The 25060-nt window shown below is 47.9% G+C and carries 29 protein-coding genes, 1 other RNA gene and 2 pseudogenes; 8 read left to right on the top strand and 24 right to left on the bottom strand.

Annotated features, from left to right (window positions below; translation table 11 throughout):
- Positions 1-76 precede the first annotated feature (76 nt).
- The 9 genes from rsmB to ACQ5DJ_RS25545 all read right to left on the bottom strand — a co-directional run bounded on the left by rsmB (position 77) and on the right by ACQ5DJ_RS25545 (position 8647).
- Positions 77-1423 (bottom strand): 16S rRNA (cytosine(967)-C(5))-methyltransferase RsmB, encoded by a 1347-nt coding sequence (gene rsmB, locus ACQ5DJ_RS25585; protein WP_429844889.1) that lies wholly within the window; start codon positions 1421-1423, stop codon positions 77-79.
- Positions 1424-1426: 3 nt separating this feature from the next.
- Positions 1427-2377, bottom strand: coding sequence for a methionyl-tRNA formyltransferase (gene fmt / locus ACQ5DJ_RS25580; protein ID WP_429844888.1), 951 nt, complete (start codon positions 2375-2377; stop codon positions 1427-1429).
- A 4-nt stretch (positions 2378-2381) separates the two neighbouring features.
- The gene (gene def, locus ACQ5DJ_RS25575; protein WP_376900156.1) at positions 2382-2858 is read right to left on the bottom strand and encodes a peptide deformylase; all 477 of its coding nucleotides are present in this window, start codon (positions 2856-2858) and stop codon (positions 2382-2384) included.
- 16 nt (positions 2859-2874) lie between these two features.
- A complete protein-coding gene (gene priA, locus ACQ5DJ_RS25570) occupies positions 2875-5310 on the bottom strand; it encodes a primosomal protein N' (protein WP_429844887.1) in 2436 nt (811 codons plus the stop codon).
- Positions 5307-6554: a bifunctional phosphopantothenoylcysteine decarboxylase/phosphopantothenate--cysteine ligase CoaBC gene (gene coaBC, locus ACQ5DJ_RS25565; RefSeq protein ID WP_429844886.1), complete on the bottom strand. Its 1248-nt coding sequence runs from the start codon at positions 6552-6554 to the stop codon at positions 5307-5309. Before coaBC ends, priA begins: the two co-directional genes overlap by 4 nt.
- Before the next feature lie 75 nt (positions 6555-6629).
- A complete protein-coding gene (gene rpoZ / locus ACQ5DJ_RS25560; RefSeq protein WP_016742004.1) occupies positions 6630-6836 on the bottom strand; it encodes a DNA-directed RNA polymerase subunit omega in 207 nt (68 codons plus the stop codon).
- A gap of 4 nt (positions 6837-6840) precedes the next feature.
- The gene (gene gmk, locus ACQ5DJ_RS25555) at positions 6841-7461 is read right to left on the bottom strand and encodes a guanylate kinase (protein WP_173604713.1); all 621 of its coding nucleotides are present in this window, start codon (positions 7459-7461) and stop codon (positions 6841-6843) included.
- Positions 7462-7477: 16 nt separating this feature from the next.
- Entirely contained in the window at positions 7478-7738 is a 261-nt protein-coding gene (remA, locus tag ACQ5DJ_RS25550; protein WP_015891999.1) for an extracellular matrix/biofilm regulator RemA, read from the bottom strand.
- A 24-nt stretch (positions 7739-7762) separates the two neighbouring features.
- A complete protein-coding gene (locus ACQ5DJ_RS25545; RefSeq protein WP_429844885.1) occupies positions 7763-8647 on the bottom strand; it encodes a YicC/YloC family endoribonuclease in 885 nt (294 codons plus the stop codon).
- Between the two features lie 179 nt (positions 8648-8826).
- Here ACQ5DJ_RS25545 and ACQ5DJ_RS25540 point away from each other — a divergent pair, with 179 nt between their 5' ends.
- The 3 genes from ACQ5DJ_RS25540 to ACQ5DJ_RS25530 are packed head-to-tail and all read left to right on the top strand — an operon-like array spanning position 8827 to position 11423.
- A complete protein-coding gene (locus ACQ5DJ_RS25540) occupies positions 8827-10566 on the top strand; it encodes an Rqc2 family fibronectin-binding protein (RefSeq protein ID WP_429844884.1) in 1740 nt (579 codons plus the stop codon).
- A 36-nt stretch (positions 10567-10602) separates the two neighbouring features.
- Positions 10603-10944, top strand: a complete 342-nt coding sequence (locus ACQ5DJ_RS25535) for a DUF2512 family protein (protein ID WP_429844883.1) — start codon at positions 10603-10605, stop codon at positions 10942-10944.
- 32 nt (positions 10945-10976) lie between these two features.
- The gene (locus ACQ5DJ_RS25530) at positions 10977-11423 is read left to right on the top strand and encodes a hypothetical protein (protein WP_429844882.1); all 447 of its coding nucleotides are present in this window, start codon (positions 10977-10979) and stop codon (positions 11421-11423) included.
- A gap of 86 nt (positions 11424-11509) precedes the next feature.
- On the opposite strand, the gene ssrS is transcribed toward ACQ5DJ_RS25530, so the two are convergent.
- Positions 11510-11700, bottom strand: a non-coding RNA gene (gene ssrS, locus ACQ5DJ_RS25525) — 6S RNA.
- A gap of 162 nt (positions 11701-11862) precedes the next feature.
- Here ssrS and ACQ5DJ_RS25520 point away from each other — a divergent pair.
- Complete coding sequence (locus ACQ5DJ_RS25520; protein ID WP_429844881.1) at positions 11863-12288, top strand: Gmad2 immunoglobulin-like domain-containing protein; 426 nt, start codon at positions 11863-11865, stop codon at positions 12286-12288.
- Between the two features lie 7 nt (positions 12289-12295).
- Here ACQ5DJ_RS25520 and ACQ5DJ_RS25515 read toward each other — a convergent pair whose 3' ends face one another.
- The 5 genes from ACQ5DJ_RS25515 to ACQ5DJ_RS25495 all read right to left on the bottom strand — a co-directional run bounded on the left by ACQ5DJ_RS25515 (position 12296) and on the right by ACQ5DJ_RS25495 (position 16165).
- A complete protein-coding gene (locus tag ACQ5DJ_RS25515) occupies positions 12296-13066 on the bottom strand; it encodes an enoyl-CoA hydratase/isomerase family protein (protein WP_429844906.1) in 771 nt (256 codons plus the stop codon).
- An 18-nt stretch (positions 13067-13084) separates the two neighbouring features.
- The gene (locus tag ACQ5DJ_RS25510; RefSeq protein ID WP_429844880.1) at positions 13085-14260 is read right to left on the bottom strand and encodes a CaiB/BaiF CoA transferase family protein; all 1176 of its coding nucleotides are present in this window, start codon (positions 14258-14260) and stop codon (positions 13085-13087) included.
- A 129-nt stretch (positions 14261-14389) separates the two neighbouring features.
- Positions 14390-14740, bottom strand: a complete 351-nt coding sequence (locus ACQ5DJ_RS25505) for a DUF4870 domain-containing protein (RefSeq protein ID WP_429844879.1) — start codon at positions 14738-14740, stop codon at positions 14390-14392.
- Between the two features lie 96 nt (positions 14741-14836).
- Complete coding sequence (locus tag ACQ5DJ_RS25500; protein WP_429844878.1) at positions 14837-15112, bottom strand: hypothetical protein; 276 nt, start codon at positions 15110-15112, stop codon at positions 14837-14839.
- A gap of 120 nt (positions 15113-15232) precedes the next feature.
- Positions 15233-16165: a GntR family transcriptional regulator gene (locus tag ACQ5DJ_RS25495; protein ID WP_429844877.1), complete on the bottom strand. Its 933-nt coding sequence runs from the start codon at positions 16163-16165 to the stop codon at positions 15233-15235.
- Positions 16166-16301: 136 nt separating this feature from the next.
- Here ACQ5DJ_RS25495 and ACQ5DJ_RS25490 point away from each other — a divergent pair, with 136 nt between their 5' ends.
- Positions 16302-16472, top strand: a complete 171-nt coding sequence (locus ACQ5DJ_RS25490) for a YjzC family protein (RefSeq protein ID WP_017249478.1) — start codon at positions 16302-16304, stop codon at positions 16470-16472.
- A gap of 51 nt (positions 16473-16523) precedes the next feature.
- On the opposite strand, the gene ACQ5DJ_RS25485 is transcribed toward ACQ5DJ_RS25490, so the two are convergent.
- Entirely contained in the window at positions 16524-16772 is a 249-nt protein-coding gene (locus ACQ5DJ_RS25485) for a hypothetical protein (RefSeq protein WP_144614220.1), read from the bottom strand.
- Positions 16773-16863: 91 nt separating this feature from the next.
- Between ACQ5DJ_RS25485 and ACQ5DJ_RS25480 the strand changes: the two genes are divergently transcribed.
- The gene (locus tag ACQ5DJ_RS25480) at positions 16864-17397 is read left to right on the top strand and encodes a DUF309 domain-containing protein (protein ID WP_429844876.1); all 534 of its coding nucleotides are present in this window, start codon (positions 16864-16866) and stop codon (positions 17395-17397) included.
- Here ACQ5DJ_RS25480 and ACQ5DJ_RS25475 read toward each other — a convergent pair.
- Together ACQ5DJ_RS25475 and ACQ5DJ_RS25470 are read right to left on the bottom strand one after the other, a co-directional pair.
- Entirely contained in the window at positions 17394-17945 is a 552-nt protein-coding gene (locus ACQ5DJ_RS25475; RefSeq protein ID WP_429844875.1) for an RNA 2'-phosphotransferase, read from the bottom strand. The genes ACQ5DJ_RS25480 and ACQ5DJ_RS25475 overlap by 4 nt on opposite strands.
- A 21-nt stretch (positions 17946-17966) precedes the next feature.
- Positions 17967-18647 (bottom strand): CPBP family intramembrane glutamic endopeptidase, encoded by a 681-nt coding sequence (locus ACQ5DJ_RS25470; protein ID WP_429844874.1) that lies wholly within the window; start codon positions 18645-18647, stop codon positions 17967-17969.
- Positions 18648-18841: 194 nt separating this feature from the next.
- Here ACQ5DJ_RS25470 and ACQ5DJ_RS25465 point away from each other — a divergent pair, with 194 nt between their 5' ends.
- Both ACQ5DJ_RS25465 and ACQ5DJ_RS25460 read left to right on the top strand, forming a co-directional pair.
- Entirely contained in the window at positions 18842-20041 is a 1200-nt protein-coding gene (locus tag ACQ5DJ_RS25465; protein ID WP_429844873.1) for an MFS transporter, read from the top strand.
- Positions 20042-20138: 97 nt separating this feature from the next.
- Complete coding sequence (locus ACQ5DJ_RS25460) at positions 20139-20618, top strand: CcdC family protein (protein ID WP_429844872.1); 480 nt, start codon at positions 20139-20141, stop codon at positions 20616-20618.
- On the opposite strand, the pseudogene ACQ5DJ_RS25455 reads toward ACQ5DJ_RS25460, so the two are convergent.
- From ACQ5DJ_RS25455 to ACQ5DJ_RS25430, 6 genes and pseudogenes are all read right to left on the bottom strand, one after another.
- Positions 20615-21019: pseudogene (locus ACQ5DJ_RS25455) on the bottom strand (NUDIX hydrolase); the annotation flags it as partial. The gene ACQ5DJ_RS25460 and the pseudogene ACQ5DJ_RS25455 overlap by 4 nt on opposite strands.
- A gap of 261 nt (positions 21020-21280) precedes the next feature.
- A complete protein-coding gene (locus ACQ5DJ_RS25450; protein ID WP_429844871.1) occupies positions 21281-21739 on the bottom strand; it encodes a hypothetical protein in 459 nt (152 codons plus the stop codon).
- Between the two features lie 219 nt (positions 21740-21958).
- Positions 21959-22525 (bottom strand): hypothetical protein, encoded by a 567-nt coding sequence (locus ACQ5DJ_RS25445; RefSeq protein WP_429844870.1) that lies wholly within the window; start codon positions 22523-22525, stop codon positions 21959-21961.
- Positions 22526-22533: 8 nt separating this feature from the next.
- On the bottom strand, positions 22534-23520 hold the full coding sequence (locus ACQ5DJ_RS25440; protein WP_429844869.1) for a metallophosphoesterase family protein: 987 nt from the start codon (positions 23518-23520) through the stop codon (positions 22534-22536).
- A gap of 304 nt (positions 23521-23824) precedes the next feature.
- Positions 23825-24289, bottom strand: a complete 465-nt coding sequence (locus ACQ5DJ_RS25435; protein ID WP_429844868.1) for a hypothetical protein — start codon at positions 24287-24289, stop codon at positions 23825-23827.
- 289 nt (positions 24290-24578) lie between these two features.
- A pseudogene (locus ACQ5DJ_RS25430) lies at positions 24579-25060 on the bottom strand (hypothetical protein); the annotation flags it as partial.

Raw genomic sequence — 25060 nt, 5'->3', positions numbered from 1 at the left:
CAATCTGAGCGCTCGCAAACAAAGGCAAAGGAGTGGCATTTTCCACCTGTTGGTGCGCCACCCCTTGTTTGTTTCCTTATCCTCTTCGTTTCAATCGTGCGATAAAGAATCCATCACTCTCGAAATGGTGAGGCAAAATTTGTACGCAGGCTCCGGTTTCATCGACATGCCCTCTGACAGCCTCAGGCAGGTCTTGTGCCAGTGTATCATCGAATACGAAATCAGGGTGTTCTTCGACAAAGCGGCGAACAATCTCCTGGTTTTCTGCTGGCTCGATCGTACATGTGCTGTAAACCATAACACCGCCTTGAGCAAGCATCGGTGCCAATGTCTTGAGCAGTTCGTACTGTAGCTGAGCAATCGCACGAACATCTTCAGGCGTTTTGTTCCATTTCAGATCAGGCTTGCGACGAATCACGCCAAATCCGGTGCATGGCGCATCGAGCAGGATTCGATCGAAAGCTCCCAGCGCTTTTTCAGGTAGGTCCAGCGCATCACTAACGATTGGCTCGATGATCGTAATCCCGAGTCTTTTCGCTGCACTTGCAATCAGATCGCGTTTGTGCGGATGCACGTCACTCGCAATGATTTGCCCACGGTTTTCCATCATTTCCGCTATGTGCGTTGTTTTTCCACCTGGTGCCGCGCAAGCATCCAGTACACGCATGCCTGGTTGCGCAGCAAGAGCTGGTGCTACGAGCATGGAGCTCTCATCCTGGATCGTGAAGAAGCCTTCCTTGAACAAGCGAGTTCCTGCTGCATGTCCGCCTTCCATCAAAATAGCATGAGGACTGACAGACGACGCTTGTCCTTCGAGCCCTTCTTCCGCCAACTTGTCCAGCACTTGATCCTTCGTCGTTTTCCATGCATTGACCCGGATAGAGCTCTGCGGCGTTCTGTTGTTGGCTTCGCAAATCGCAATCGTCGTCTCTTCTCCATAAACCGTAAGCCACTGACGCACTAGCCATTCTGGATGAGAATAGGCTACGGCGATTTGCAAGGCACGTCCGCCATTTGGTTGACGCTCCCACACATCCGGCTGGCGCAACACATTGCGCAAAACACCATTGACCATCGAAGCAATCCCTTGGTGACCGCGTTTCTTAGCGATTTCAACCGCCTGGTGTACAGCAGCGCGCTCAGGAATACGGTCCAAAAAGTGAATTTGATACAAGCTGAGACGCAACAAGTTACGGACCCAGGTCTGGACCTTTTTATTCCCGACAAAATGGGACAGAACATGATCCAGCGTCATCTTGCGCTGAATGGTACCGTACACAAGCTCTGTCACCAGTCCTGCATCTGCTGCACTGAGATTTTCCCGATCCAAGACATTGCGCAGCTCAAGATTGCTGTAGGACTTATGTTCTTCTACCCTGTTCAAAACATCGAGGGCGATATCGCGAGCTCCCTTTTTTGCCACGGACTATTCTCCTACCTTTGTGCCGATTTCAATGTTGCTGCCCGCTCCACGCAAAAAGTCGAGTGCACTCATACGTTTTTTGCCTTCTGGCTGCAATTCGGTTATTTTCACTGCACCGCTACCGCAAGCGACAACGATACCGTCTTCCTCACGGGCGATGATCGTTCCCGGCTCTTTGCCTTCGCCCGACGCAGGCATTTTTTCTACCCACCACAGCTTCCAAATCTTGCCTTCACATGTAGTAAATGCGACAGGCCACGGATTCAAGCCGCGGACTTGGTTGTAAATCTGTTCCGCAGAACGGCTCCAGTCAATTTTTTCGTCTGTACGCTTAATATTCGGAGCAAAAGTCGCTGCCGAATGATCCTGTTGCTCTGCTACGAGCTCACCAGCCAACAGGCGTGGGACGGTAGCCAGCAACAGCTCAGAGCCTGCCGCAGCCAATTTGTCAAACATGGTTCCCACGGTATCGCGCTCCTCAATCGGAACGACTATCTTGGACAGCATATCACCTGCATCGAGAGCTTCCACCATGTACATGATGGTCACGCCTGTTTCCGCTTCTCCCTCGACAATTGATTTATGAATCGGGGCACCCCCACGATATTTCGGCAAAAGAGAAGCGTGCACATTGATGCAGCCATATTTCGGTGCATCGAGGAGTTTCTTCGGCAAAATCTGTCCGTACGCCGCAGTAATGATCAGATCAGGTTCGAGCGCTAATATTTCATCCAAGGCTTCTTCTACCTTGATTTTCTCCGGTTGCAAGACCAAAAGTCCATGACGCAAAGCCGCCTCCTTCACGGGGGGCGGCGTCAATACTTGCTTGCGTCCAACGGGACGATCGGATTTTGTTACGACTCCAACCACGTTGTAGCCTGCTTCGAGCACAGCCGTAAGACTCGATACAGCAAAGTCAGGTGTTCCCATAAACAGGATGCGCGCATCTTTCAAATGCTTATTCCCCTTCCTGGTTCGGGTTTACTTTGTACACCTTGTCAGCCACATCAATAAAGAGGACACCGTTCAAATGATCGATCTCATGTTGAGCGCAACGGGACAACAGGTCGTCTGCCTCGAGCTCAACCACATTCCCGTTACGATCATGACCGCGCAGCTTGATCCACTTGTGACGACGAACGTCTCCTTGCAAGCCAGGAATGCTCAGGCAGCCTTCTGGATAATCGTATTGCTCCCCTTCATGCTCAACGATTTCCGGATTGATCATTTCAATCAGTCCATCACCGCAATCCATCACGATGACACGCTTGGAGATGCCCACTTGTGGAGCAGCCAAGCCTACACCGTCTGCATCGTACATCGTATCTGCCATATCATCAAGCAGCTTGTGCAAGTTGGAATTAAATTTGGTTACGACCATTGCCTTTTCACGCAAAATCTGATCTGGATGTTTTACAATTGTGCGAATCGCCATGTGTTTCATATCCTCCCTAAAGCAGTACGTAAGGGTCGACGTCAATCGTCATCAACACTTTCTGCTGTTTGTTCCATTCTTCAAACGCAGCCGTCGCCTGAGCGAGCAGGTCTGACAGTTGCGGTTCATCACGATATTTTAGCATGATCTGAAAACGAAATCTATCCTTCACCCTTGCAATGGGCGAAGCAACTGGGCCCAAGAGAACCGTTGTCTGTGCCAAACGCTGCCGCAAATAGTCAGCCATTGTATGCGCACCGCGGATAACAACAGGTACATCCTCGTGGCTAAACGTAATTAAAACGAGACGGAAATACGGCGGGTAGCCTGTTCGTCTGCGCTGCATCATTTCATCCTGATAAAATGCGGGATAATCATGCTTGGTCGCATGAATTATGCTATAGTGCTCCGGCGTATACGTCTGAATCACGACATCGCCGTCCAGCTCATGCCGCCCTGCGCGTCCACCTACCTGCGTCAGGAGCTGAAATGTCTTTTCCGCTGCACGGAAGTCAGGCAGATGCAAGGAAGTATCCGCTGCAATGATTCCTGCCAGCGTCACTCGTGGAAAATCAAGGCCCTTGGCAATCATCTGGGTACCGAGCAAAACGTCGCCTTGACCTGTGCGGAATTTGTTGAGCAGCTCTTCGTGAGAGCCTTTACGCGAGGTCGTATCCACATCCATTCGAATGACCCGGATTCCAGGGAAAAGTTTTGCCAACTCCGCTTCCACCTTTTGCGTTCCGGTACCAAAAAAGCGGATATGCTCACTCTGACACTCCGGACAATGCTTAGGCTGTGCAATGGTGTATCCACAGTAATGGCAGCGCGCCGTATGATTCGTTTTATGATAAGTAAGCGAGATGTCGCAATGAATGCAGCGCATCGTATAGCCGCAGGATCGGCACATGACAAAGGTAGAGAAGCCTCTTCGGTTAAGGAAAATGACCATCTGTTCTTCTTTTGCCAATCGATCTGCAATCATCTCATGCAGCTTCCGGCTGAACATCGAGCGATTCTGGGCCTGAAGCTCCTCTCGCATATCCACGACATGTACCTGCGGCATCGGACGGTTCCCGACACGCTCTGGCATACGTAACAGCTCGTAGCGGCCTCGGGTAGCCAGTGCATACGTCTCCAAGGCAGGAGTCGCGCTTCCCATGACAACTACACCCTGATTCTCTTTCGCTCGCCACAGAGCTACTTCCCGTGCATGATAGCGAGGGGTCTCTTCTTGTTTATACGAGCTCTCATGCTCTTCATCGATCACAATCAAACCAACATTCCGAAACGGAGCAAAGATGGCAGATCGTGCACCTACCACCACTTTGACCTGATTGCGAATGATCTTACGCCACTCGTCATAGCGCTCTCCTTGTGACAACGCACTGTGCAAAACAGCTACGTCTGCACCAAAACGGCCCTTGAATCGCTCCACCATTTGCGGAGTCAATGAAATTTCCGGAACGAGAAAGATCGCCTCGCGCCCTTTTTCCAACGTACGTTCGATCGCTTCGAGATATACTTCTGTCTTACCGCTTCCGGTAACACCGTGCAGCAAGAAAGAAGTATACGTTCCCGATTCAATCGATTGCAAGATAGGTGTCAGTGCCGCTTCCTGTACCGAGGTAAAGACAGGTTTCTGCTTTTCCTGGAAACGTCGATTGGCGTATGGGTCCCGGTAAACCTCCACTTGCTCGATCGCGATCCAGCCTTTTGATTCCAGGCTTTTTAGCGGAGAACGCGTAATTCCGTATTCATCCCGCAGCATTTGTACAGATAAGGACTGCTCCTTGTGCATGAGCATCAGTTGAAGAACACGGCGCATCTGCTCCGCTCGGGCTGGCAACGAACTTATCACTTCTTCCAGCTTACCCTCATCCAATAAACTCCGGACAAATGATTGCTGCTTGCGGGTAATTTTGTCCCTTACTTGATACTCCGTCGCAAGCAGACCACTCTGTATCCACCCCGGAACGAGCAAATACTCCTCCGCAAATTGTTTCTCCACTTCTGTTAGCGGTAGTTGCCGTTTGCGGAACAATTCCCACAGAAGCCCCGATCTACCGCATGCCTCTTCGTCCAATGCGTCTGTCGCCGTCAGCCACTTCTCCGACTTCCCTTTGAGTACAGCCGGAAGCATCGCCTGTACAGCCGTTACCCACGGACACAAGTATTGCTTGGACATCCATTCGCTCATCTTTAGCAGCTCTGGCGTAAGAGGAGGAGTGTCGTCTTGTACCTGCACGACATCTTTTAGTCGCGAACGATCTGGTATGGCTTCGTCTTCCTCTACAATCCCTATGACATAGCCTTGCAGTTGACGGGGACCAAATGGGACAACCACACGGCTGCCAATGCGAATCAGTGGACGCAACCAAGGCGGAACATGGTAATCAAAAGGTCGATTCGTTCGGTTGACCGGAACGTCCACGATAATTTGGGCAATCATGACAGGTCTCGGAGCGGTTTATGTTCTTGTACTGCAAGGACAGCATCAAACAGCCTGTCTGCCACAGCCCGCTTGCTCAATTTATCCAACGCCAGTTGCTCTCCGCCACGGGTTAGCAAGGTCACGATATTCGTATCGCTCCCCATACCTGCTCCCTCGAGCAATACGTTATTCGCTACGATCATATCAAGATTTTTTCGCTCCAGTTTGGACTGGGCATGCTGTAACACATTTTGGGTTTCTGCTGCAAAGCCCACGACGAATTGCTTCGTTTTCCGCTCACCAATGGTCTTTAAAATATCAGGCGCTTTCTCCAACTCCAATTCGAGTGGACCATCACCTTTTTTCATCTTATGTTCAGATACATGCTTCGGTCGATAATCGGACACTGCTGCTGATTTGACGACGATGTCACAGTGAGGCAACTGCTCCATGACGGCATCAAACATTTCTTGTACCGACTCCACCTCGATGAATTCCACTCCATCAGGACGTGCCAAGGAAGTTGGCCCACTGATCAGTGTGACCTTCGCCCCTCTGTCTCGTGCCGCTTCCGCGATAGCGTAGCCCATTTTTCCTGAAGCATGATTGGTTATGTAACGAACTGGATCAATTTTTTCACGAGTCGGTCCCGCCGTGATCAATACGTGCTTGTCCTGCAAATCTTTTTCTCGGATCGTTTGCCTAGTCTCATCGGAAGCAAACCATTGACGCACAGCTTCGACGATTTCCTCTGGCTCCGCCAAACGTCCTTTGCCAATCCAGCCACATGCCAAGAGTCCGACACCCGGTTCAACAAACCGATAACCATAGGCCGTAAGCTTGTCCATATTTGCGATAACCGCAGGGTGATTGTACATATTGACGTTCATGGCAGGCGCGACCATAACAGGCGCTTTCGTAGCCAATACAGTGGTCGTCAGCATATCATCCGCTATGCCATTCGCCATTTTGCCAATTACGTTGGCTGTTGCTGGCGCGATCAATACCAGATCAGCTCGATCAGCCAGTTCAATATGACTAATCACATGCGGGTCTGGCTCTGTAAATGTATCTGTATAAACAGGCAGGTGAGACAAGGCTTGAAACGTCAGAGGCTGAATAAACTGCAAGGCGCCCTCTGTCAAAATGACATGCACCAATGCACCTGCCTGTGTCAGCTTGCTGGTCAGTGCAGCAGCCTTGTAAGCAGCGATGCCGCCAGATACCCCAAGAACAATTCGTTTTCCTGCAAGCGAATGCATCTGCACTCTCTCCTTTCTCCCCTATCCGAAATCCGAAAAAAACAACCTCGTGAGGTTGTTTTTAAAGGTGACTGCTTATTTGCGACCGTCCAAAAACTCGTGAACGAGCTCGTCGGAGATGAACTCTTCCAGTGCCAAACCTACAAACTTTTTGGATTTTGGTCTCACCACTTGAATTTCGCTGTTTTCGCGAAGCTGACGCGCACGCTTGGATGCTACTGTCACCAGGATGTACTTGCTCTCCGCTTTTTCGGTCAATTCGTCAATAGATGGATACAACATAATTCTATTCAACCTCCTGTAGCCATTTGCGATATTTGTGAACCTGACGATCTTTTTTCAGATGCTCTGCTGTAATAATCGCTTGAATTCGATCGCAAGCCGATTCGATGACGTCATTGACGACTACATAATCGTAGTGGTCCATGAGCTCGATTTCAGCACGCGCGACTTCCATGCGCTTGCGAATTATCTCTTGTGATTCTGTCCCACGTCCCACGATCCGGTTTTCCAGTTCGTTTAAATCAGGCGGAGCCAGGAACAGGAATGTACCTTGCGGGAAGCTCTCTTTCACTTGAAGAGCACCCTGAACTTCGATCTCAAGAATGACATCTCGACCCTCATTCAGCATATCGTCCACGAACTGACGAGGTGTTCCGTAGTAATTTCCTACGTATTCTGCCCATTCCAGAAGAGCATCTTCTTCAATCATCCGCTTGAACTCTTCCTGGCTTTTAAAAAAGTAATTAACTCCTTCCACCTCTCCAGGACGCGGCTGGCGTGTGGTAGCGGAAACAGAATACACCAAATCAGGCATTACTTCACGAAGTGCCTTGCATACTGTTCCTTTTCCCACACCAGCTGGTCCAGAAAGAACCAAAAGGAGACCACGATCAACCATACTCATTGTTTACACTCCTACTTTATTCGTCCGATTCGTCATCCTTGGTAGTCAAGCGCTGTGCCACTGTTTCTGGCTGTACCGCTGACAAAATCACGTGATCGCTGTCTGTAATAATGACCGCACGTGTACGTCTCCCATAGGTAGCGTCCACAAGCATGTTGCGATCGCGCGCTTCCTGGATGATCCGTTTGATAGGAGCGGACTCCGGACTTACAATTGAAATAATCCGGTTGGCATTGACGATGTTGCCAAAACCGATATTGATTAGCTTGATTGCCATGACGGCCCAGCCCATCCTTTCATGCTACTCGACATTCTGTATTTGCTCCCTCATCTTCTCCAGTTCTGTCTTGATCTCGACAGCCAGATGCTGAATGCGCAAATGATTCGCTTTGGAAGCAATCGTATTGGCTTCCCGATTCATTTCTTGGAGCAGAAAATCCAGTTTTCGACCAATTGCTTCTTCTTTGCCTAATTGAATGGCAAACTGTTGGCAATGACTATCTAAACGGGTCAACTCTTCACTAATATCACTTTTATCAGCGAAAAAGGCAACCTCTTGCGCTACACGAGCAGGGTCCAATTCAAAAGGTGTCAAACCGGCCCACTCACTTACGCGTTGCTCAAGTCGGCCCTTGTAATCTTCCCTACAAAGTGGGGCCAACTGGGAGATCTCCCGCGTCCATGTGTTAACGGCAGTCAGGCGACTGGCTAAATCAGCGTGCAGCAGATTACCCTCAGTCTCTTTCATCGAAACAAGATCCAATGCCGCGCCCTTGACCAGGTCTTGGAGCCACTCTGTCAGCTCCTCTACATTGTCATCTGACTCTTTGGTATGTATCACGCCAGGAAAGTGTAGCAGATCCTTGACAGTTAAAGGCGTCTCTAGCGAAAAACGCTGAGTCATCTCGCGGGAAATGGAGACTAGCTGTTCAGCTACATCCCAGTCAATGTCCATAACCGTAGCAGAAGAATTTTTCCCTTCCACTGAGACAGTGACATCGACACGCCCTCTTCTGACATGCTGCGCAACCAGCTTACGAATCGAATCCTCAAGCATATTCCATGCTTTCGGCAGGCGCACGACAATCTCAGAAAAGCGGTGATTCACTGCACGAATCTCGACTGTTGCTCGAATGGAGCCTTTGCTATCTTCTTTTCTACCGTAACCAGTCATGCTTCGAATCATAAGTTTTCACTTCCATAGACGCAAAATCGTTAATTTATTATAGGAGACAACTCTTGGCAGTGTCAACCGAAGCACCCCCACTACGATGAGATTCCTCCTTGCTCTGACTTATGCTACACTGTGACTGGCAGCTCTCTATACTATATTCTAGCCATTTTTTTGATCTGAGGTGACTTTTTGTGGCATTTGATGGCGTAGTAACCCGCTCCGTTGCGCGGGAATTACATAAACTGGTAGGAGGACGCATCTCGAAAATCCACCAGCCCCACCATAGCGATATTGTTATGCAAGTACGGACACAAGGAGAAACGGTAAAGTTCCTCCTGTCTGCAAACCCGACCTATCCGAGGCTTCATATCACGACAGAAGAATTCACGAATCCGCTGGAAGCTCCGATGTTTTGCATGCTATTGCGCAAACATTGTGAGGGCGGCGTAATTGAATCTGTCCAACAAATCGGGATGGAGCGAATTATTCACATCGACGTACGCACCCGGGACGAGCTGGGTGACACGGCTGTCCGCCGAATTATTGTCGAGATCATGGGCAAGCACAGTAACATCATCCTCATCGATCCTGCAACAGGAATAATTTTGGATAGCGCCACGCATGTGACGCTCGCGATTAGCCAGTACAGACAAGTTACGCCTGGCAGACCTTACGTCTCTCCTCCGAGCCAAGATAAGCGCGACCCTCTTACTGTAACCGAGCAAGCGTTTATTTCTTCCCTCGACTGGAACGGCGGTCGTTTGGACAAGCAAATCGTAGAAGGCTATACCGGGATCAGTCCCTTATTGGCCAAAGAAATTTTGCACAGAGCTGGCCTCGCGAATCGGGAAACACTGTGGGCTGCCTTTTCACAGGTGATGAAGGCAATCAACGCTCATGAGTATATGCCATCCATTGTACAGGCAAACGGCAAAGCGTATTTTCACGTCGTCGAGCTGACTCATCTCGCAAACGGAGCTACCACCCCCTATCCTTCCGCCCAAGAATGCTTGCAGGCATTTTACGAAGGAAAGGCGCTCCGTGACACTGTCAAGCAGCGTGCGCACGATTTAATTCGTTTTGTCACCACTGAACGCAATAAAAATGAAAAGAAAATCGAGAAGCTCGAGCAAACATTGCAAGATGCGCATGAAGCAGATCAGTTCCGCCTGTACGGAGAATTGATCACCGCTAATATGCATCAAATGAAGCGAGGGGATCGCGAGCTCGTCACAGTCAACTGGTATGATGAAGCGGGAGGTACTATCACGATTCCGCTCGATCCGTTGAAGACCCCCTCAGAAAATTTACAGTCGTATTACAAGCGGTATAACAAGGCCAAAAACAGCCTTTCTATCGTGAGTGAGCAGATTGAGCAAGCGCAGGCTGAACTCTTGTATTTGGACGGCGTATTGGTTCAACTGGAACATGCCACCTTAAAAGATGCCGAAGAAATTCGCGAGGAGCTCGTTGAACAAGGCTACATGCGAGATCGTAAAAAACGCGGTCCGCGCAAGAAAAAGGATATCCGACCAGAGCTGGATACGTACCTTTCTTCGGAAGGCATTGAAATTTTGGTCGGCAAAAACAATAAGCAGAATGAATACTTGACCAACAAGCTCGCATCGTCGCAAGAAACATGGCTACACACCAAGGATATCCCTGGATCCCATGTCGTCATCCGTGCTCGGGAATTTTCGGATGAGACGTTGCTTGAAGCAGCGAATCTGGCGGCTTATTTCAGTCGTGCTAAAGAAGGAAGTCAAATTCCCGTAGATTACACGCTCATCAAGCATGTAAAAAAACCGAGTGGCGCCAAGCCTGGTTATGTGATCTACGAGCAGCAACGAACGCTGTATGTGACACCAGATGAAGCACTGATCCGCCGTTTAAAATCAAACACCTCTTCTACGAATAGCGCGACTACCTAAGTTCATACTAAGGGCATGAAAGGTGGTGTTCGCTCTTTGAACATCGTTCTCAAGCTCTTGTTTAACGGAATCATTGCCATTCCAGGGCTTTGGTGGTCGGGGACGTCCCTTATGTTTGCAGTGCTCGCAAGCGTGATTGTCAGTTTACTGGGTTATGTACTTGATTTGACAGTCCTCCCACGTACGAACAATACGTTTGCGAGCTCCGCTGATTTCTTGTTCGTGTATGCCTCCTTGTGGCTTGGGTGTTACTTGTTTGGTCAGACCATATCCTTATCTGGTTTGTTGTTGACGGCATTTGCCATTACGGTGGTCGAATACTTTTTCCATGGTTACCTGCAACGGCACGGTGTCCATCATTCCAAACATCCGGGCTGAAGCATCATTTCTATTTTGGAAGGAGGATCAGGATGAACGTCATTGGCATCATCCAGACCGATCTTAACGAATTCAACGTGCTGTTTGAGCAGCAAGGCGGACAAGGCGGAAACGGACAAGGACAGCAATCACAAAACAGCGGACAAAACAACCAACAAGACCAAGACAGCGACTCGATGTTTCTCAGCTTTCTTGATGAGCAACCCAGTTCAAATGAAAACAGCGGGCAAGGGAATAGCCAAGGTGAGCAACAGCAACAGCAAAATGGCGGCCCGCAAGAGCTGACGGTTCGCATTAAAGGAATTCCCGAGGGGCAAAAAGCAAACTTCCTGCAAATGTATCAAATTCTTCAAGACGCCCAAGACTCCCAAACACTTGAGAAAGACCTGACCATTGTCGATCACGGAGATCAAGACCAAGGCTCCCAAAAACAAGGGCAGGGCCACGGCTCGGGCAAACAAAACAAAACCACCCATTAATCAACGTACAAAAAACAAAAACCACCTGGAAGCAGATTCCAAGTGGTTTTTTGTGCTATCGGCAATTCATTGCATTCATAAACGGCCAAGTCCCCGCTCTGCCGTTGACCTCATGTTTCTATAACCTGCGCTCACACAGGTGGGCGACCCTTCTGCACTTCAGCCTTCCCATGCATCCCAAAAGGAGGTGGGCCTGACATCCATCACAGTTTCCGTCTCCCGAAAAACACGTATAAGGTTAGAAACATTTACGGCCTATCGTACATCGCAGGATCTTGATATCCCTACTTTATCACAGAATGGCCCTTTGCTCAACGGATAAAGTTCCCTTTGGACTTTTATCTCATCCATTTTCACGGAGTTGTCATATACTCCCGAGAATAGTTCTATTCCAATTTCGCCAACCTAGAGAGGAAAACGAATGAAAGGAAGAAAAAACATGCAATATCGAACAAACATGCTGACAACCTGCTTACTAGCCATGAGCCTGACTGCTGTATCATTCCCCACCATCATTCCGCTCGCAGCAGCTAGCACACATTCTCATCCTGTTGGCGAGGACAAGGGACGATATGAGAATGAGTCGTTTCGAAATATTACGATCACCAAAACAGGCGAAGGACAATATACGATTAAGGGTGAAGCACGCGTGAACGAAGCCAACGTTCGATTCGTCGTGACGGACGGAGACAAGACATTGGCCAATAGCTTTGTGACAGCAAGCACGGGTGCTCCCGGATGGGGGAGCTTTTCCATCGACCTCAAGCTGGATCCGAGCGCAAAATCACCTGTGCTCTCTTTGTTCGAGGAAAGCGCAGCGACAGGACAGCGCATTCATGAACTAAACATCCCACTGCCAAAATAAATCATCGCTACGTCCGCTTCAGCTTCGCTTGTACAAGCATCTGAAATTCAGGACGTGCGATCAGGGACGGCTGCTGTTGCTTTTCCCAGGCCAGTGCATATTCTAGGCCGTTTGCCTGGCAGCGTCCCAATCCTTCTTTTGTGACGGCATACGCTTGCTTCGGCAGGCGCCGTACCGTAGCTACCAATTTTTCAACCTCACTTTCGACTTGATTGGCATCTACCGCTCGATAGATCAAGCCGATTTCCTCCGCTTTTTTCCCTGTAATCTTTTCTCCCAGCAGTGCGAGACGCTTCGCCCACGCCGTACCAACAAGCCTTGGCATAAGGTATGTCCCGCCAAAATCCGTTGTCAGACCGATCTGGACAAAAGGCTCCTGCAACAGGGCGTCTTCCCTCGCAATGACAAAATCAGCATGCAACGCGAGATTGAGTCCCGCTCCGACGGCTACTCCCTCGATGACTGCAATCACAGGCTTCGGCATTTGATGCAAGTTGGTGATGAAATCATTAATGATCGTCATTGATTGATCAGCGTCACTCTTATCCGTCAGCGCAGTCAGCACACCCAAATCAGCACCGGAGCAAAAGTTCCCCCCCGCTCCCCGCAAAATAAGCACATCGACTTCCACATCTGCTGAAGCTTTTGCGATCCCGTCCTGCAAAAGGGAAAACATTTCAACCGTCATCGCATTGAGAACGTGTGGTCTATTGAGCGTAATCGTGCAGATTCCATCAGCTTTTGTTACGATCAGTTGCGTTTGATGATCCTGCTCCATCATATTTCTCACCCTTTCCTATAAAGAAGCGGCAGGAATTACCCCCTGCCTTTGCAGCCTGCCCAAATCCTCCTCTGTGAGGTTTAGCTTGCGTTTGAGCAGCTCGTACGTGTAATCGGCGTGCCACGGGGGTGACAACCTCTCCGCCCTGTAACGATGCGCGAGACTCCCCTCTTGATCGGGCGACTTCTTTTCTAGATAAGGCAGCGTATACGCTATCTCCCTGTTCGCAACGTATGGATTGTCTGCCCAGTTTTCCCAATCTTCAACGGCGGTCAGACAGCAATCCACTTCACTGCCCAGCTCACTCCACTCGGCTTGGGTTCTGGACAGAAACAGTGCTTTCATATCGTCAAACACCTCTGGATGCTGAGAAACGCTAGCTCGGTGGCATAGCTCCCAGTCTGCTCTTCCTACCGCGCGGCAAAAATTGAGCCAGAACTTTTCTTCCAACGCAGCAAGTCCGACATACTGACCATCTGCTGTCTCATAGACCTGATACGCCAGCAAACTCCCTCTCCCGGTCTCCCGTCCAACCGAGGAGCTGTATGACATAAACAGTGCATGAAGCCCTGTCCAAGAACTGAACAAGTCAGCCGACGAAACATCCAAATAAGCTCCTCGTCCTGTCCGCGCACGTTGAACAAGCGCCGCGCATATTTGTTCACTGGCATACAACCCAAGCGCATAATCAGAAAGCGGAATATCTGCAACGACAGGCTTTCCTTCCAGATCGCGAACCAGTGAGAGAAATCCGCTTACTGCCTGGACATTCAAGTCATGCCCCCCTATTTGGTATAGCTCGCCGCTTTGTCCATAGCTCGTCACAGAGCAATAAATGACAGCAGGGTGCATCTCGAACAGGCAGTCGTAATCCAGTCCCAAATGTCGCATCACACCTGGTCGATAGCTTTCCACCACAACATCAGCCTGTCTGGCCAGAGCAAACGCGAGCGCTTTTCCCTCATTCGTCCGCAAATTCAAGGAAATACTTTTATGATTGCGATGTGAACGCAGGTAAAACGCTCCCGTCTCTCTAGCTTCCTGATGAGAAGGCCTCGTTAACGGTGAGTGAGTTTTGTCGTGAAACGGTTCCACCTCGATGACCTCTGCCCCCAAATCAGCCAGGCGCATGGTACAAATCGGACCTGGAAGATGGCGAGAAAAATCAACTATCGTCACTCCCGTCAACATGTTGACTCCCCCTTCACCGACTACACTCTCTTGTAATTCGAGATGAACGACTGTTCACCCTCCTTTTAAATAGAAAATTCAAATAAATACAAAAAGCCGTCCCAAGTGGAACGACTTTTCCAAGAACGGTTATTTTATAAACCGGAGAGTGAGCGGGTAACGGAATTCTTTTCCCTCATTCGCTTTCACCGCAGCGATAATAACGAAGATCGCCCAAAAAATAAAGAGGGCTCCTACTAATAGTGCGCCGATAAAAATGATGATCAACAAACTTGAAATGGCGGCATAAATCGTTACCGAGATACTAAAATTCAGGGCCTCTTTTCCATGCTGATAAAAAAAGGCTCCCTCTTCACGCTTGATTAACCATACGATTAAAGGTCCTAGTACATTGCCGAACGGAACGATAAAACCAAGGAAGGCAGATAGATGTACGATCATCGCCCACATTCGTTCCTCTTTCCCATTCAGGAATTGCATATCCATACCTCCATTAATCCTTTTCCTTTATTGTACGACAAATTGCGCAAAACTTGCGAAAAAACGAAAAAAGCGCCACCACGGCGCCTTTCTCTATTAATACTTGCTCTCGTTACTTCCACCGTGCATGCCGCCGTACATACCGCCGTACATGCCGCCGTAACCGCCACCATGAGAGGAGCCGTAACCATCGAAGCCGCCGTAGCCGCCCCCGAAGTGGTCAAAACCGCCAAAGTGACCGTGTCCACAACTACGACCGTATGGTTTACAATGGGTTTTGTAGTGTGGCTTGTAGAAGCAATGCTTTCTGTACACTTTCTTTTCGCAGCATTTAAAGCATCTGCGACGAGATCTTCTGCATCCGCAACTCATTAACCTCACTCCTTCCTGTTCGTTACATCTACAAGGTATGTAGGTGAAGGCATATCGGCATGGACATCAGTCTATACACTGGTCAAAATCAGCGGATGTCTCGTAGGCTATTCAGTATGGTCAATGGGTAACGAGCTTGCGCAGCTCATTAATACCATGGTGGTCAGGGATTTCTTGAAATTCCTTTACTTTTGGCAGTGTAAGCAAATGAGGCTTCACCATATAGCCAGGCTTGGAAATATACACGACGTCACAGGTCGTAATCAAGTCAAACACTTCTGCATGGTTCGCTTCTATTGTCCGAATATCCAAATGCGTGATGCCCGCGTTGTAGAGATCATTGATCATCCCCGCGCCACCTCGTATGGTCGCACAGATCAACCCGACTTTCGTATTTCGTGGGTAGGCCTCCATCGCAGGGATCACCGTCGTCGGGTCCGGGATAAAATCAAGGCTGACGATCGGAGGAGCATCCTTCAGAAGTTTCAGGTTAACGGAAGGTGGAATAACGATCGCTTTGTATTGCTGCAAAAAATTCGCATCGCATTCTACCTGCTGGGAAAAATCCTCAACGGTTCTCCCTTCAACCATCACACTCGGAAGATGGTACTGCACCAAACGCATATATTCAGTGACCTCCAGCTCTGTGAACCGCAAAAAAAGAACCGGAAACTGATTGATTTCTTGCAAAACACAGGACATGACGCGCGAGAATTCATCCATGGTATAGCCCATTGCTTTTACTTTATGAATGGTTTCTTTGGCGAGTAAAGCAAGATGGATCGGGTTACGTGTCAAGAACGTGTCACTTGCGCTATTGCTTACAATCGTCCCCCTCCCTTGCCGACAATCAACCAGCCCTTCTTGCTGGAGACGCAAATACACGCTGCGAACGGTGTTGTAATTGACTTTCAGCTGTGCCGCCAACTCCCTAACCGTTGGTAGCTGCTCTTGGGAAGGCAGCTCACCGCTTCGAATCGAGGATGAAATTTGTTGGTATAATTGCTCGTGATAAGATATATTTGATTCCTTTTTCAAGGTCAAAGGTAGCATGTATTCACCTCTCCAAAAATAATTGAAATGATCGTATAGGAATTCAAAATCTATCGTCAATAGAAGGGAAAGCATGAAGCGAGTGTACCGGGTCATACTAATTCAGATGACAATTCCTTAGGAAGAAGGTGCCTCCGTGGGAGAACACAGCCGTTTTCGTGAAGGAGAAAAGTCTCCGAAAAATGCCGTATACATGGAGATTGGTGAGTCCGGTGCAAGTGTGCAGAACCCGATGATCATCGAGCTTTCCAGAGGGGAAAAGTTCCCCGCTACACGAAATAAAAATCGCGTATGGACGCAAAAGTAAGGAATGCAAAAACCAACCTGGCACCATGCACAAGGTTGGTTCTCTTTTTTACTAATTGTCGTCGTCTTCGTCGTCTTCTTCCTCTTCGTCTTCTTCATCGCCGCTCAAATAAATAATGGCGACACCCAAGCTCTCCAATAACGAAAGGACTTCTTTGTTCAACTCCTGATCCATGAGCAATCCCAGGCTTTCCACGAGCTCAAGCTCTTCCAGTTCTCCCTGTTCAGCATCCTCGATCAGTTCTATGATTTCGGTCATTCGCTTTTTTTCCAATACGGCTACGAGTTCATCTCTTGTCATAAATGGTTTTACACCTCATTTTCTACTCTCTATGCTTTATAATAGTACATAAACGATCCATTGAAAACCAAGCAGTGAGGTGAAGATCACCATGTATCCGCAACCGTATCTGGATTATTTGATCCAGTTTCATGTAGAACGCGATTATTTTGAGTGTCATGAGATTCTCGAGGAGTATTGGAAAAGCGCTCCTCCACATGAGCGACAGCCAGTGTGGGTTGGTTTGATTCAAATCTCCGTCGCTCTCTATCACCAGAGACGCGGGAATCAGTCAGGTGCAGTTAAAATGCTCACAAGCGCCATATCCCTTGTCAAAAAACATCATCTAGACATCCAAAAGCTTGGATTGGATAGTGACAGTCTCGCGAACCTGCTTGAAGAGCGCCTGACGGAAATCCAAAATGGCCAGCCTTATCGAAGCCTGTCCCTGCCCATGTCCGATGCTTTGAAACAGGCGTATCAGGAGGCTTGTACGATGCAAAATCACCCTGAACATCGGGATAGCGATATGCAAGACGCCTACTTGCTGAATAAGCATACCTTGAGGGATCGAAGCGACGTTTTGGCAGAACGCAAGCACCAGCTGCAAATGCGCGAAGCACGCCGAAACAACGAGTCGAACTAGTCTGCGTACAGCTGCAAATAACTGGCCGGGACAGCATCGCTTAAACAATAGCGCTCACCCACTCGGTAAAAGCAAATGCCTGCTTCATGAGCCTCCTTTGTTTTCACAGTGACGAGGCGCAATGTGTCTGTCGGCTCTCCAATATGCTCCGGCCTTTCCGCAAGCTGCACATACTCACTGGCAATCGGCAACAGACCGCCAGTGAGTACTTGTTTCAATAACTTTCGATGTGTCCCGTAATAAAGAACGTCAGGTGGTACAATCTCGATGAGCTTGCTTTTTGCAATCGTGGGCAAAAATCCGTACGTAGCTCGAATGAGCGCTCCCCCGTCCCATTCGATACTCTGCTCCGGATCGAATTCCACGACTTGATGAAGATCTTGCCTGGCTATGTATGAGCACCCTTTCAACGTATGAAGATAGTCCAGCAACGGCTCGATTGGGGTATAACCATACGTGTCATAATAGAGTTGAAATGCTTCACTGTTTTGCCGAAGTACGCTAAGCAATCGCTTGCGAAGTCTCGTTTCTTCATGAATCGCCAGCATCCGTTTCGCCCTCCTATCCGGTCAATAAATCCAGAGAACCACAGCTAGTGCGAGACCCAAATCCGCAAACAAATGACTAATCCAGTTTGGGTAAATCGAAGGAAACATTCCTTTCATCCATCCCCAAATTAGCCCTGCTCCAAAAACCATCGCCGTAATGAACAAGCCGTTTCGAAAACCAAACAGGATCGTAGAGATAATCAGGTGATACAAGGAATAAAAAAAGCTGGAAAGAAAAATGGACATCAAGCGGGATAAGGATGCGCGCAACCGCTGCAATACGAAGCCTCGCCAGAACAACTCTTCCAGCATCGAGTTAATGAAAACGAGGTAGAACGAAAAACCCCAAATCCAGCGGCGTTCAATCCCCCATGCCTCCATACCTGTTCGAACGGCTTCAGGTCTTCCTGGTTCCTGCAGGAGCAACCATAGCCCAGCCAGCACTCCTGTCAACATAAGAACACCAAATGCCAGCCCGTATAAAGTACCCTGCCATTCAAACCTTCCCCACGCTAAACGCCAGTGTCTTCGCAAATCTCCTTCCCACCATCCGTGAATGACGGGGATACAAATGCAAACGAGCACATGAAAAGAAAAGAACGTGACAATGACGCTATGCTTTTCCACCAGTCCGTAAAAGATCGTGAGTGTCGCAGCGAATCCATACACAATCAACAGTAGCAACGTGCGTTTTCGCGCCATTTACGAATAGCTCCTTTTGGGCGTAATGGCCGCAGTATTGCGTTAGTTTGTCCGTTATGAATACGAAGAATACCCACAAAGACAATAAATATACAAGCGTTTGCATGGATGCTATACTAGAGAAATCGCTTTTTATCAAATGAATGGATCGGTTCAAATTTTTACCTATCTAACGAATGTTTGGAGTGGCTCTCATGTTATGGCGTAATCGTACCTTTCTGCTTTTAATGAGCGGAGAGATCGTCGCGGGAGCGGGCATGTGGATTTCGATTATTGCCAATCTTGCGTTCATGCAGAAACTCGTTCCTTCTGATACGGTGAAGGGCTTGATTCTGATGTGTGGATTGGTGGTCAGCATCCTCCTCGCCCCTAAAGCGGGTGTGATAATTGACATGTACGACAAAGGCAAGATCATGCTGTTTGCCAGCCTGGTCCGAACACTCAGCCCCGTCTTCATGTTCCCAGCTCTTGCAAACGATTCTCTTCTGTGGATGATTGTATCTTTGATCGTGATGCAATGCTCTGCTGCCTTTTATTTTCCGACCGTGCAGGCCTCCTTGCCAGCCATCCTTTCTCAGGACGAGTTACTCAAGGCGAACAGCGCATACTTGAATATCTCTACCCTCTCGCGCATTGGAGGAACGGCAATCGGCGGTATACTCGTTGTATCCATGGACCTGTCCATGCTGTATGTGTGCTCCATCATCGCGTACGCTGTACTCGCTGTCGTCACGCTCTTTCTCCGCATTCCGCAAGTAACTTCTCGGAAGATTCAGGAAAAAGTCGAGTTTCGCGAAGTACTGACAATCTCGCGACAGGACCCGGCCTTGTTTGTCGGATTGATTAATAACGGGTTGATTACCTTGTTCCTTGGCGGTCTGAACCTGATGATCTTGAACTTTAGCGAGCTACAACAGGAACCTCAGCTCATGGGATGGATCTATGCAGTAGAAGGAATCAGCATTTTGATTGGGGGGCTCTTGGCAAAACGTTGGATAGGCCGCAGAAACCTTGTGGCAGCGTCCACCATCATGCTCTTTTTCTTCGCGCTGTCCCAGTTTGGCATGTCATTCGCTGATAACAAATTCATGGTGCTCGCTTCCTTCTCTGTGTTCGGCTTTGTCGTTGCTTTCTTCTTCCCGGTCACCGCAACGATTTTCCAGAAGCGCCTACCTCCACACCAGCAAGGGCGATTCTTTTCTTTCAAAAGCATGCTGGATCGTGGATTCTTCTTGTTGGCTCTCGCGATTACAGGAGTTGGGCTGGACCTTCTCGGCATTAGCGGCTACCTCCTCTTCATCGGCTCGGTGACAGTGCTCTTTGGCTTATTGACTTACTTCTACAGTAAAAAGCATAAGCTGGATGTACGCTCTCACGATGAAGCAGCTGCCTAGTATCGGAATGTAACGTACCATGACAAACGCTTTCCCACAGACCATGCTTTGGTGTACACTAGTGAAAGTATGTTGAACCTTATGGAGGCGTTTTTCCATGCAGATACTTTCCTCTCCCGTTTTGGGAATCCTGCTGCCTCTCGTGATGGCTATTGCAGTGATCATTGTGAGAATGCGTCGGCAAAAAAAGCCGGCTTCTGCAAAAAGCATTATTTTGCCGCCTTTCTTTATGGCGACAGGGTTTGCAATGTTCTTGTTCCCAGAGGCGCAATTACCGCCCAAGTTTGATATTGCAGCCTTTGTAGTTGGGCTTATCTTTTCGATTCCGTTGATTATGACGTCACGCTTCGAAATCATTGGGCAAGATGTGTATTTGAAACGGTCCCGTGCGTTTTTCTTCATTTTGTCCAGCCTGTTGGTTATCCGACTGATTATTAAACTGATGATCAATGATAGCTTTACACCGATTCAAACAGGTGGACTGTTCTTCTTGCTCGCATTCGGTATGCTCGTACCTTGGCGTATCGCGATGCTAGTGATGTACCGGAATTTAACCAAAAAGACGTATGGCACCTAGTAAAAAATCCACCTCCATTGTAAACTGTCCCCTATAGAGTAGACACTTAAAAAAGTCTGCCTATAGGGGACTTTTTTGTATAATCGAGAAAAATTACTGGGGTTGAGTCCAATGAGCAAAAAGCCTGCCTCCAAGCATTCCGGGGTCGTGATCAACTTTCCCCCGATCGGTTTGGCTATAATCAGCTCATTACAGAGGCTTTGCTTAACATCTTGAAAAATACCGCAAAATTTTGTCACTTCAATCTCTAAACCGCACTCTTCCTTCGTCTCTCGAATGGCTGCCTCCATGAGAGATTCGCCCTCTTCTACTTTTCCACCGGGCATCTCCCATCCTCTGCGCGGACACTTGATCAATAAAATCTCCTGACGCTCATTGATGATAATCGCTGCTGCTTTTAACCTATATACGTAAGTTCATGTTACAGGCTTTAAATTCAAGTTGTTAGAGCTATAAAGTGGTTTTCTGGTCCATGGCCACCGCTGTTTTATTTGGTAGTGATTTTTGTCCTTCAATCGACTCCATCCGATTCAAAGAAGGGTGTTATTCTCGTAATTTCCTAGCAAATAGTGGTTCTATTGCAACCGTTCGTTTCAAAAGGATTTTATTTTCGTCTGTTTAACAGGGAGTCCAATCTCGCGAAATCGTGAAAAACTCTTTCTTTAGCTTTGCTTGTTGATGAGAAAGTCCAACCACCAGCCATCTTGTGGATGCAGAAAGGCTGTGCTGTTGCCGACGTTTACAGCCGAAATAACGAGTTCAACTGCTCTCGCTTCCGCAGATTCAACAAACAGTACTTTATTTGGTCCTGGGAAATCCTGTTTGTTGGACGTTGACTGAAAAAATGCCTTGGCCCCCCGCACTTGCACTCTCAAACGTATATTCCGGTTTTGGAAATTGAAGCGTGCAGCATTCAACACAAGAAAAGCCGAAGAAATGATCCCGACTGTGATCACTTGAATGTTCCTTCTTTGCTTCGGTGCGATTTGAAAGGACTTGGCTCCACCTACATCTCCACTCAAGGAGAATCTTTCGAGGCGAATCACTCTCGCTCGGATTCTTTTGGGTTTATGTTTCAGTTTCAGTTTCCGCTTGATGGGGGAAGATTTTTTTACTGCCATAGCTGTCACCTCCTCTTTCAGTACATGCTGGAAACGAAAAGTTGGCAACGGATAAGTGTACACTGAAATAAAAATAGCTTCGTACCTATCGATTATCTCCGCCACTTCACTTGGTGCGGTAAGACAACAGCCAAACTTCATCCCAATAGTGTTAAAAAAAGCGCCATCGACTGCTTTTATGCAGCGGGGGAGGCGCTTCTCTTCAAGTTTTCTCGCTCACTAAGTCGTTCTCTTTTTCGTTGCTTGCAGAGGGATTGGCATTACTTTAACTACTTTCGTTCTTTCCACGATCTGCGGGATAAACGAGGAGTTCTCTGGTCGCTTTTCTTGTGGTACGCGGTTCAGATGGGCATAGACTACTTTTCGGATGTTGTTTCCCACGATCTTTTTCGTTTTGGGATCTATTTTCAATGAGCAAACAATCTTCCCTGTATTGGTGACAGCATATAAAAACCGTCCGTTCTTCACTTGCGATCCTCCATTGGTGCCAAATACCAGAGCAATGCAGGTCCCTGAGCGAACGATGCTCCCATTGGAACCACCGCTTTGCTTTCGGCATAAGGGAGGCGGCGTGTACGGTGTGCGCAGAACAGCCAGCGGATTTTTAATATGAAGCTCTTCAGGCTGAAGATTTGTGCCTGGTACATGAATGATGACTACTTCTGCCGTTAATTTATTGGAGTCTGGAATCGGGACCAACAGTCTGCCATTGTGAACGGCTAGCTGCTTTGTTTTTTGATCTACGTACAAGACGCCTACACATGTTCCTTTTACGAGATTGGCCATAGTTTACCCTACTTTCTGCCGTGTCTGGATGCTCTCTTGGCATAGACGCTTGGCCCCGAAATTGAACGCCTTACTCTAGCTGCTTTTGTGGAAGACCTCATTCTTGATTGAGTAGAGCTACACTTACAATTGCAAGGGGCCTGGCCTAAATTTGATCCAATCCAATTCACTTCTTTCCGACTGATTTGGGACACCTTTCCGTTGGTTACTTGAATCTGTACATAGTGAAAAATATTGCCGGGATCTAGTGCAGCTCCTGCGCCGCCGCTAGTGATAAAGGTGGTTATTTTACCCGTCACCTTCTTATACTCATGAGCATGGCTTTGCAGGACGAGAGGGACCTTTTTTTGATTGATGATTTTTAAAAATCTGGCCTTTTGCTTGCTCAATCCAGAAGTCCATTCCTTCAGCGGTACGTGCATCGTCACGATGTTGAACCGAGAAGAAATGAGCTGTTTTTCCAGGTAGTCCAGCTGCCTGTTGGTTAATCCATATAGGGTCTGCCCCTGGCTGTTGAAGCCTTGGACCGTGTTCATAGCCACGACACGGACCCGGTTTTGGAGAAAGGATACCGCGAAGTCGAGATCGGGTGTGAATTTTCGGGGAAAATTGGAGATATAGTTGGCAAAATTGTATATCTTGTTGGGATTGCTTCCTGTGATAACACTGTCATGATTTCCGGGGACCATGATGAAAGGAATACCCGGAATATACTTTTTTAGCTTGAACTTCAAACAGCGATACTGGTCGGCTCCTCCAGAGAAGACGCCATCCCCGCCGTGGATAACAAAAGAAGGTTTTTGTTTTGCAGTACCGGAGAGCACACCATTGAAAATGGCCTCCCCAGTTAAGTTGCCACCAATTACCCAGTTATCCCCCATATAGACAAATTGAAACGTCGGTTTCGCCGCTTTTGCAGAAAAAATGCGCTTTGTCCTTACTGATCTGTCTTGAATCGGTCCTGTCTGTTTCCTGACACGCGAGTTAGCTTTCACCTAATCCGCTCCCTTCCCCTGCTAGTCTACTTACACAAGATACCCATCCGAGCTTCGCTATTTTTCGAAGCGGTGAGAATGTTCCTATCAGCGTACGCGTAAGGTTGGATTCCATTTCATCCTATTGGAAGAGTGTTTTCGATGTGTGCCCGAATACATCGCTTCAAACGTGGAGCTGAGCCTTTTTTAGGGGCAGAACAACCGCCTATGATGACGGGATACTTTCATCCGACTTCTAAGCCTGATATCTACAAGATGGAATTTGATGAAGGAATAGTAACGGGAGTGGTCATACAATAGCAGCCTACCAGGTTGCCTTGACTGTGGGAAGAATCAGGGGAGGTGTAAATTTAGCAGTCATGTTGGGCTGGGCTGGAACAGCAAATGTTCCATTACCTGACATACCAATGCCAACAGATGCCGCTTTGCTTGGAATAGAATCGTCTTGATAAATATGAAGGACACCACCAGCACTGTCTTTTTGGCCTTCAAAAAAATAGCCAGAGTCATTTTTACTCAGTACAATGTAGTTCTCTTTATTCAAATCGGTTTCAACAACTTCGTTGGCCGTGAAAACTACACCAGGCGTTAACGTCCCTACCTCGGACCATACAAACGAATAGTCAATGTTCCAACGAAAGGTAACGAGTGTTTTAGGATTACAACCTTTTGAGAACCAAGCGAGTGACTGTACATCTGGATCATTAACATCCACACCTTTTTGGTACATACAATGGATGAAATGCGTCTGAACAGTATGGCTAGGCACGCTGGGATTTCCCAACAACGATTAAAAGAGATCACACGGGATATTGTAAACCGATTAACAAGGGAGTTATAAAATGATGAGTTATTAGGTTCCTAACTGGTTAGCGCTTTTTTAGAAAAGAAAGTGCATAAACACTAAAGCAAGCCATGATGAAAAAAGCCACACGGGAATGGACCTGGTGGCTTTGGGGAGTTCTATACACCTATAAGGAAATTTGCGTAGTTGTAACCGATCCACTTCCGATTACTTCATTACGTGGGCATTAATTTCATTTTAATATATGGAATTTTTAAATGCTTGTATTTACGTACACAGTATAAACTGCACTTTGTGTAACGTCAGGATTTGCAAAAAGACTAACAGCATCATCACGAAGCAGTGGATTTCCGGGAATGGTACTGGTCCAAGCAATGGTGGCAGGAGCCAAGACATAAGGAGCGTTGTTAGATACAAACACATTATTAGTTGGGACTCCTTCACCATCTGAAGGACGACTTGAAAAGATAATGGTGCCTGTAATTGTGCTTGTAGTTACGATGGTTATGGTTGAGACCACGTCACTAGCAGGAGGACTAACTGCGTTGTTAGGAACATTTTTGCAAATTTCATAGAGATACATTCCAGGAGCAAGGTTATTGACATTGATAGAACCAGAGAAACCAACTATTGATCCAGTCGTTCCCGCAACAACATAAGGAATAACATTAGAAACTGCACCTGGGGACCCAGCCATTCTTTGAAAGCCTGCATTCGTTCCTCCAAAAAAGATAG

The sequence above is a fragment of the Brevibacillus sp. FIR094 genome (assembly GCF_050477165.1).
Classification (GTDB): domain Bacteria; phylum Bacillota; class Bacilli; order Brevibacillales; family Brevibacillaceae; genus Brevibacillus.
This window is presented reverse-complemented; position numbering and strand designations above follow the sequence as displayed.

Bases quoted from the DNA above. Each gene is read 5' to 3' on its own strand.
- remA (WP_015891999.1), bottom strand. From the start codon at position 7,738: ATGGCAATCAAGCTAATCAATATCGGTTTTGGCAACATCGTCAATGCC.
- ACQ5DJ_RS25500 (WP_429844878.1), bottom strand. From the start codon at position 15,112: ATGAGTTGCGGATGCAGAAGATCTCGTCGCAGATGCTTTAAATGCTGC.
- ACQ5DJ_RS25460 (WP_429844872.1), top strand. From the start codon at position 20,139: ATGCAGATACTTTCCTCTCCCGTTTTGGGAATCCTGCTGCCTCTCGTG.
- ACQ5DJ_RS25475 (WP_429844875.1), bottom strand. From the start codon at position 17,945: ATGCTGGCGATTCATGAAGAAACGAGACTTCGCAAGCGATTGCTTAGC.
- ACQ5DJ_RS25465 (WP_429844873.1), top strand. From the start codon at position 18,842: ATGTTATGGCGTAATCGTACCTTTCTGCTTTTAATGAGCGGAGAGATC.
- priA (WP_429844887.1), bottom strand. From the start codon at position 5,310: ATGATTGCCCAAATTATCGTGGACGTTCCGGTCAACCGAACGAATCGA.
- gmk (WP_173604713.1), bottom strand. From the start codon at position 7,461: ATGAGTATGGTTGATCGTGGTCTCCTTTTGGTTCTTTCTGGACCAGCT.
- def (WP_376900156.1), bottom strand. From the start codon at position 2,858: ATGGCGATTCGCACAATTGTAAAACATCCAGATCAGATTTTGCGTGAA.
- rpoZ (WP_016742004.1), bottom strand. From the start codon at position 6,836: ATGTTGTATCCATCTATTGACGAATTGACCGAAAAAGCGGAGAGCAAG.
- ACQ5DJ_RS25450 (WP_429844871.1), bottom strand. From the start codon at position 21,739: ATGGCAGTAAAAAAATCTTCCCCCATCAAGCGGAAACTGAAACTGAAA.
- ACQ5DJ_RS25520 (WP_429844881.1), top strand. From the start codon at position 11,863: ATGCAATATCGAACAAACATGCTGACAACCTGCTTACTAGCCATGAGC.
- ACQ5DJ_RS25480 (WP_429844876.1), top strand. From the start codon at position 16,864: ATGTATCCGCAACCGTATCTGGATTATTTGATCCAGTTTCATGTAGAA.
- ACQ5DJ_RS25530 (WP_429844882.1), top strand. From the start codon at position 10,977: ATGAACGTCATTGGCATCATCCAGACCGATCTTAACGAATTCAACGTG.
- ACQ5DJ_RS25515 (WP_429844906.1), bottom strand. From the start codon at position 13,066: ATGGAGCAGGATCATCAAACGCAACTGATCGTAACAAAAGCTGATGGA.
- ACQ5DJ_RS25485 (WP_144614220.1), bottom strand. From the start codon at position 16,772: ATGACAAGAGATGAACTCGTAGCCGTATTGGAAAAAAAGCGAATGACC.
- ACQ5DJ_RS25510 (WP_429844880.1), bottom strand. From the start codon at position 14,260: ATGTTGACGGGAGTGACGATAGTTGATTTTTCTCGCCATCTTCCAGGT.
- ACQ5DJ_RS25545 (WP_429844885.1), bottom strand. From the start codon at position 8,647: ATGATTCGAAGCATGACTGGTTACGGTAGAAAAGAAGATAGCAAAGGC.
- ACQ5DJ_RS25470 (WP_429844874.1), bottom strand. From the start codon at position 18,647: ATGGCGCGAAAACGCACGTTGCTACTGTTGATTGTGTATGGATTCGCT.
- ACQ5DJ_RS25495 (WP_429844877.1), bottom strand. From the start codon at position 16,165: ATGCTACCTTTGACCTTGAAAAAGGAATCAAATATATCTTATCACGAG.
- coaBC (WP_429844886.1), bottom strand. From the start codon at position 6,554: ATGCATTCGCTTGCAGGAAAACGAATTGTTCTTGGGGTATCTGGCGGC.
- ACQ5DJ_RS25445 (WP_429844870.1), bottom strand. From the start codon at position 22,525: ATGGCCAATCTCGTAAAAGGAACATGTGTAGGCGTCTTGTACGTAGAT.
- ACQ5DJ_RS25505 (WP_429844879.1), bottom strand. From the start codon at position 14,740: ATGCAATTCCTGAATGGGAAAGAGGAACGAATGTGGGCGATGATCGTA.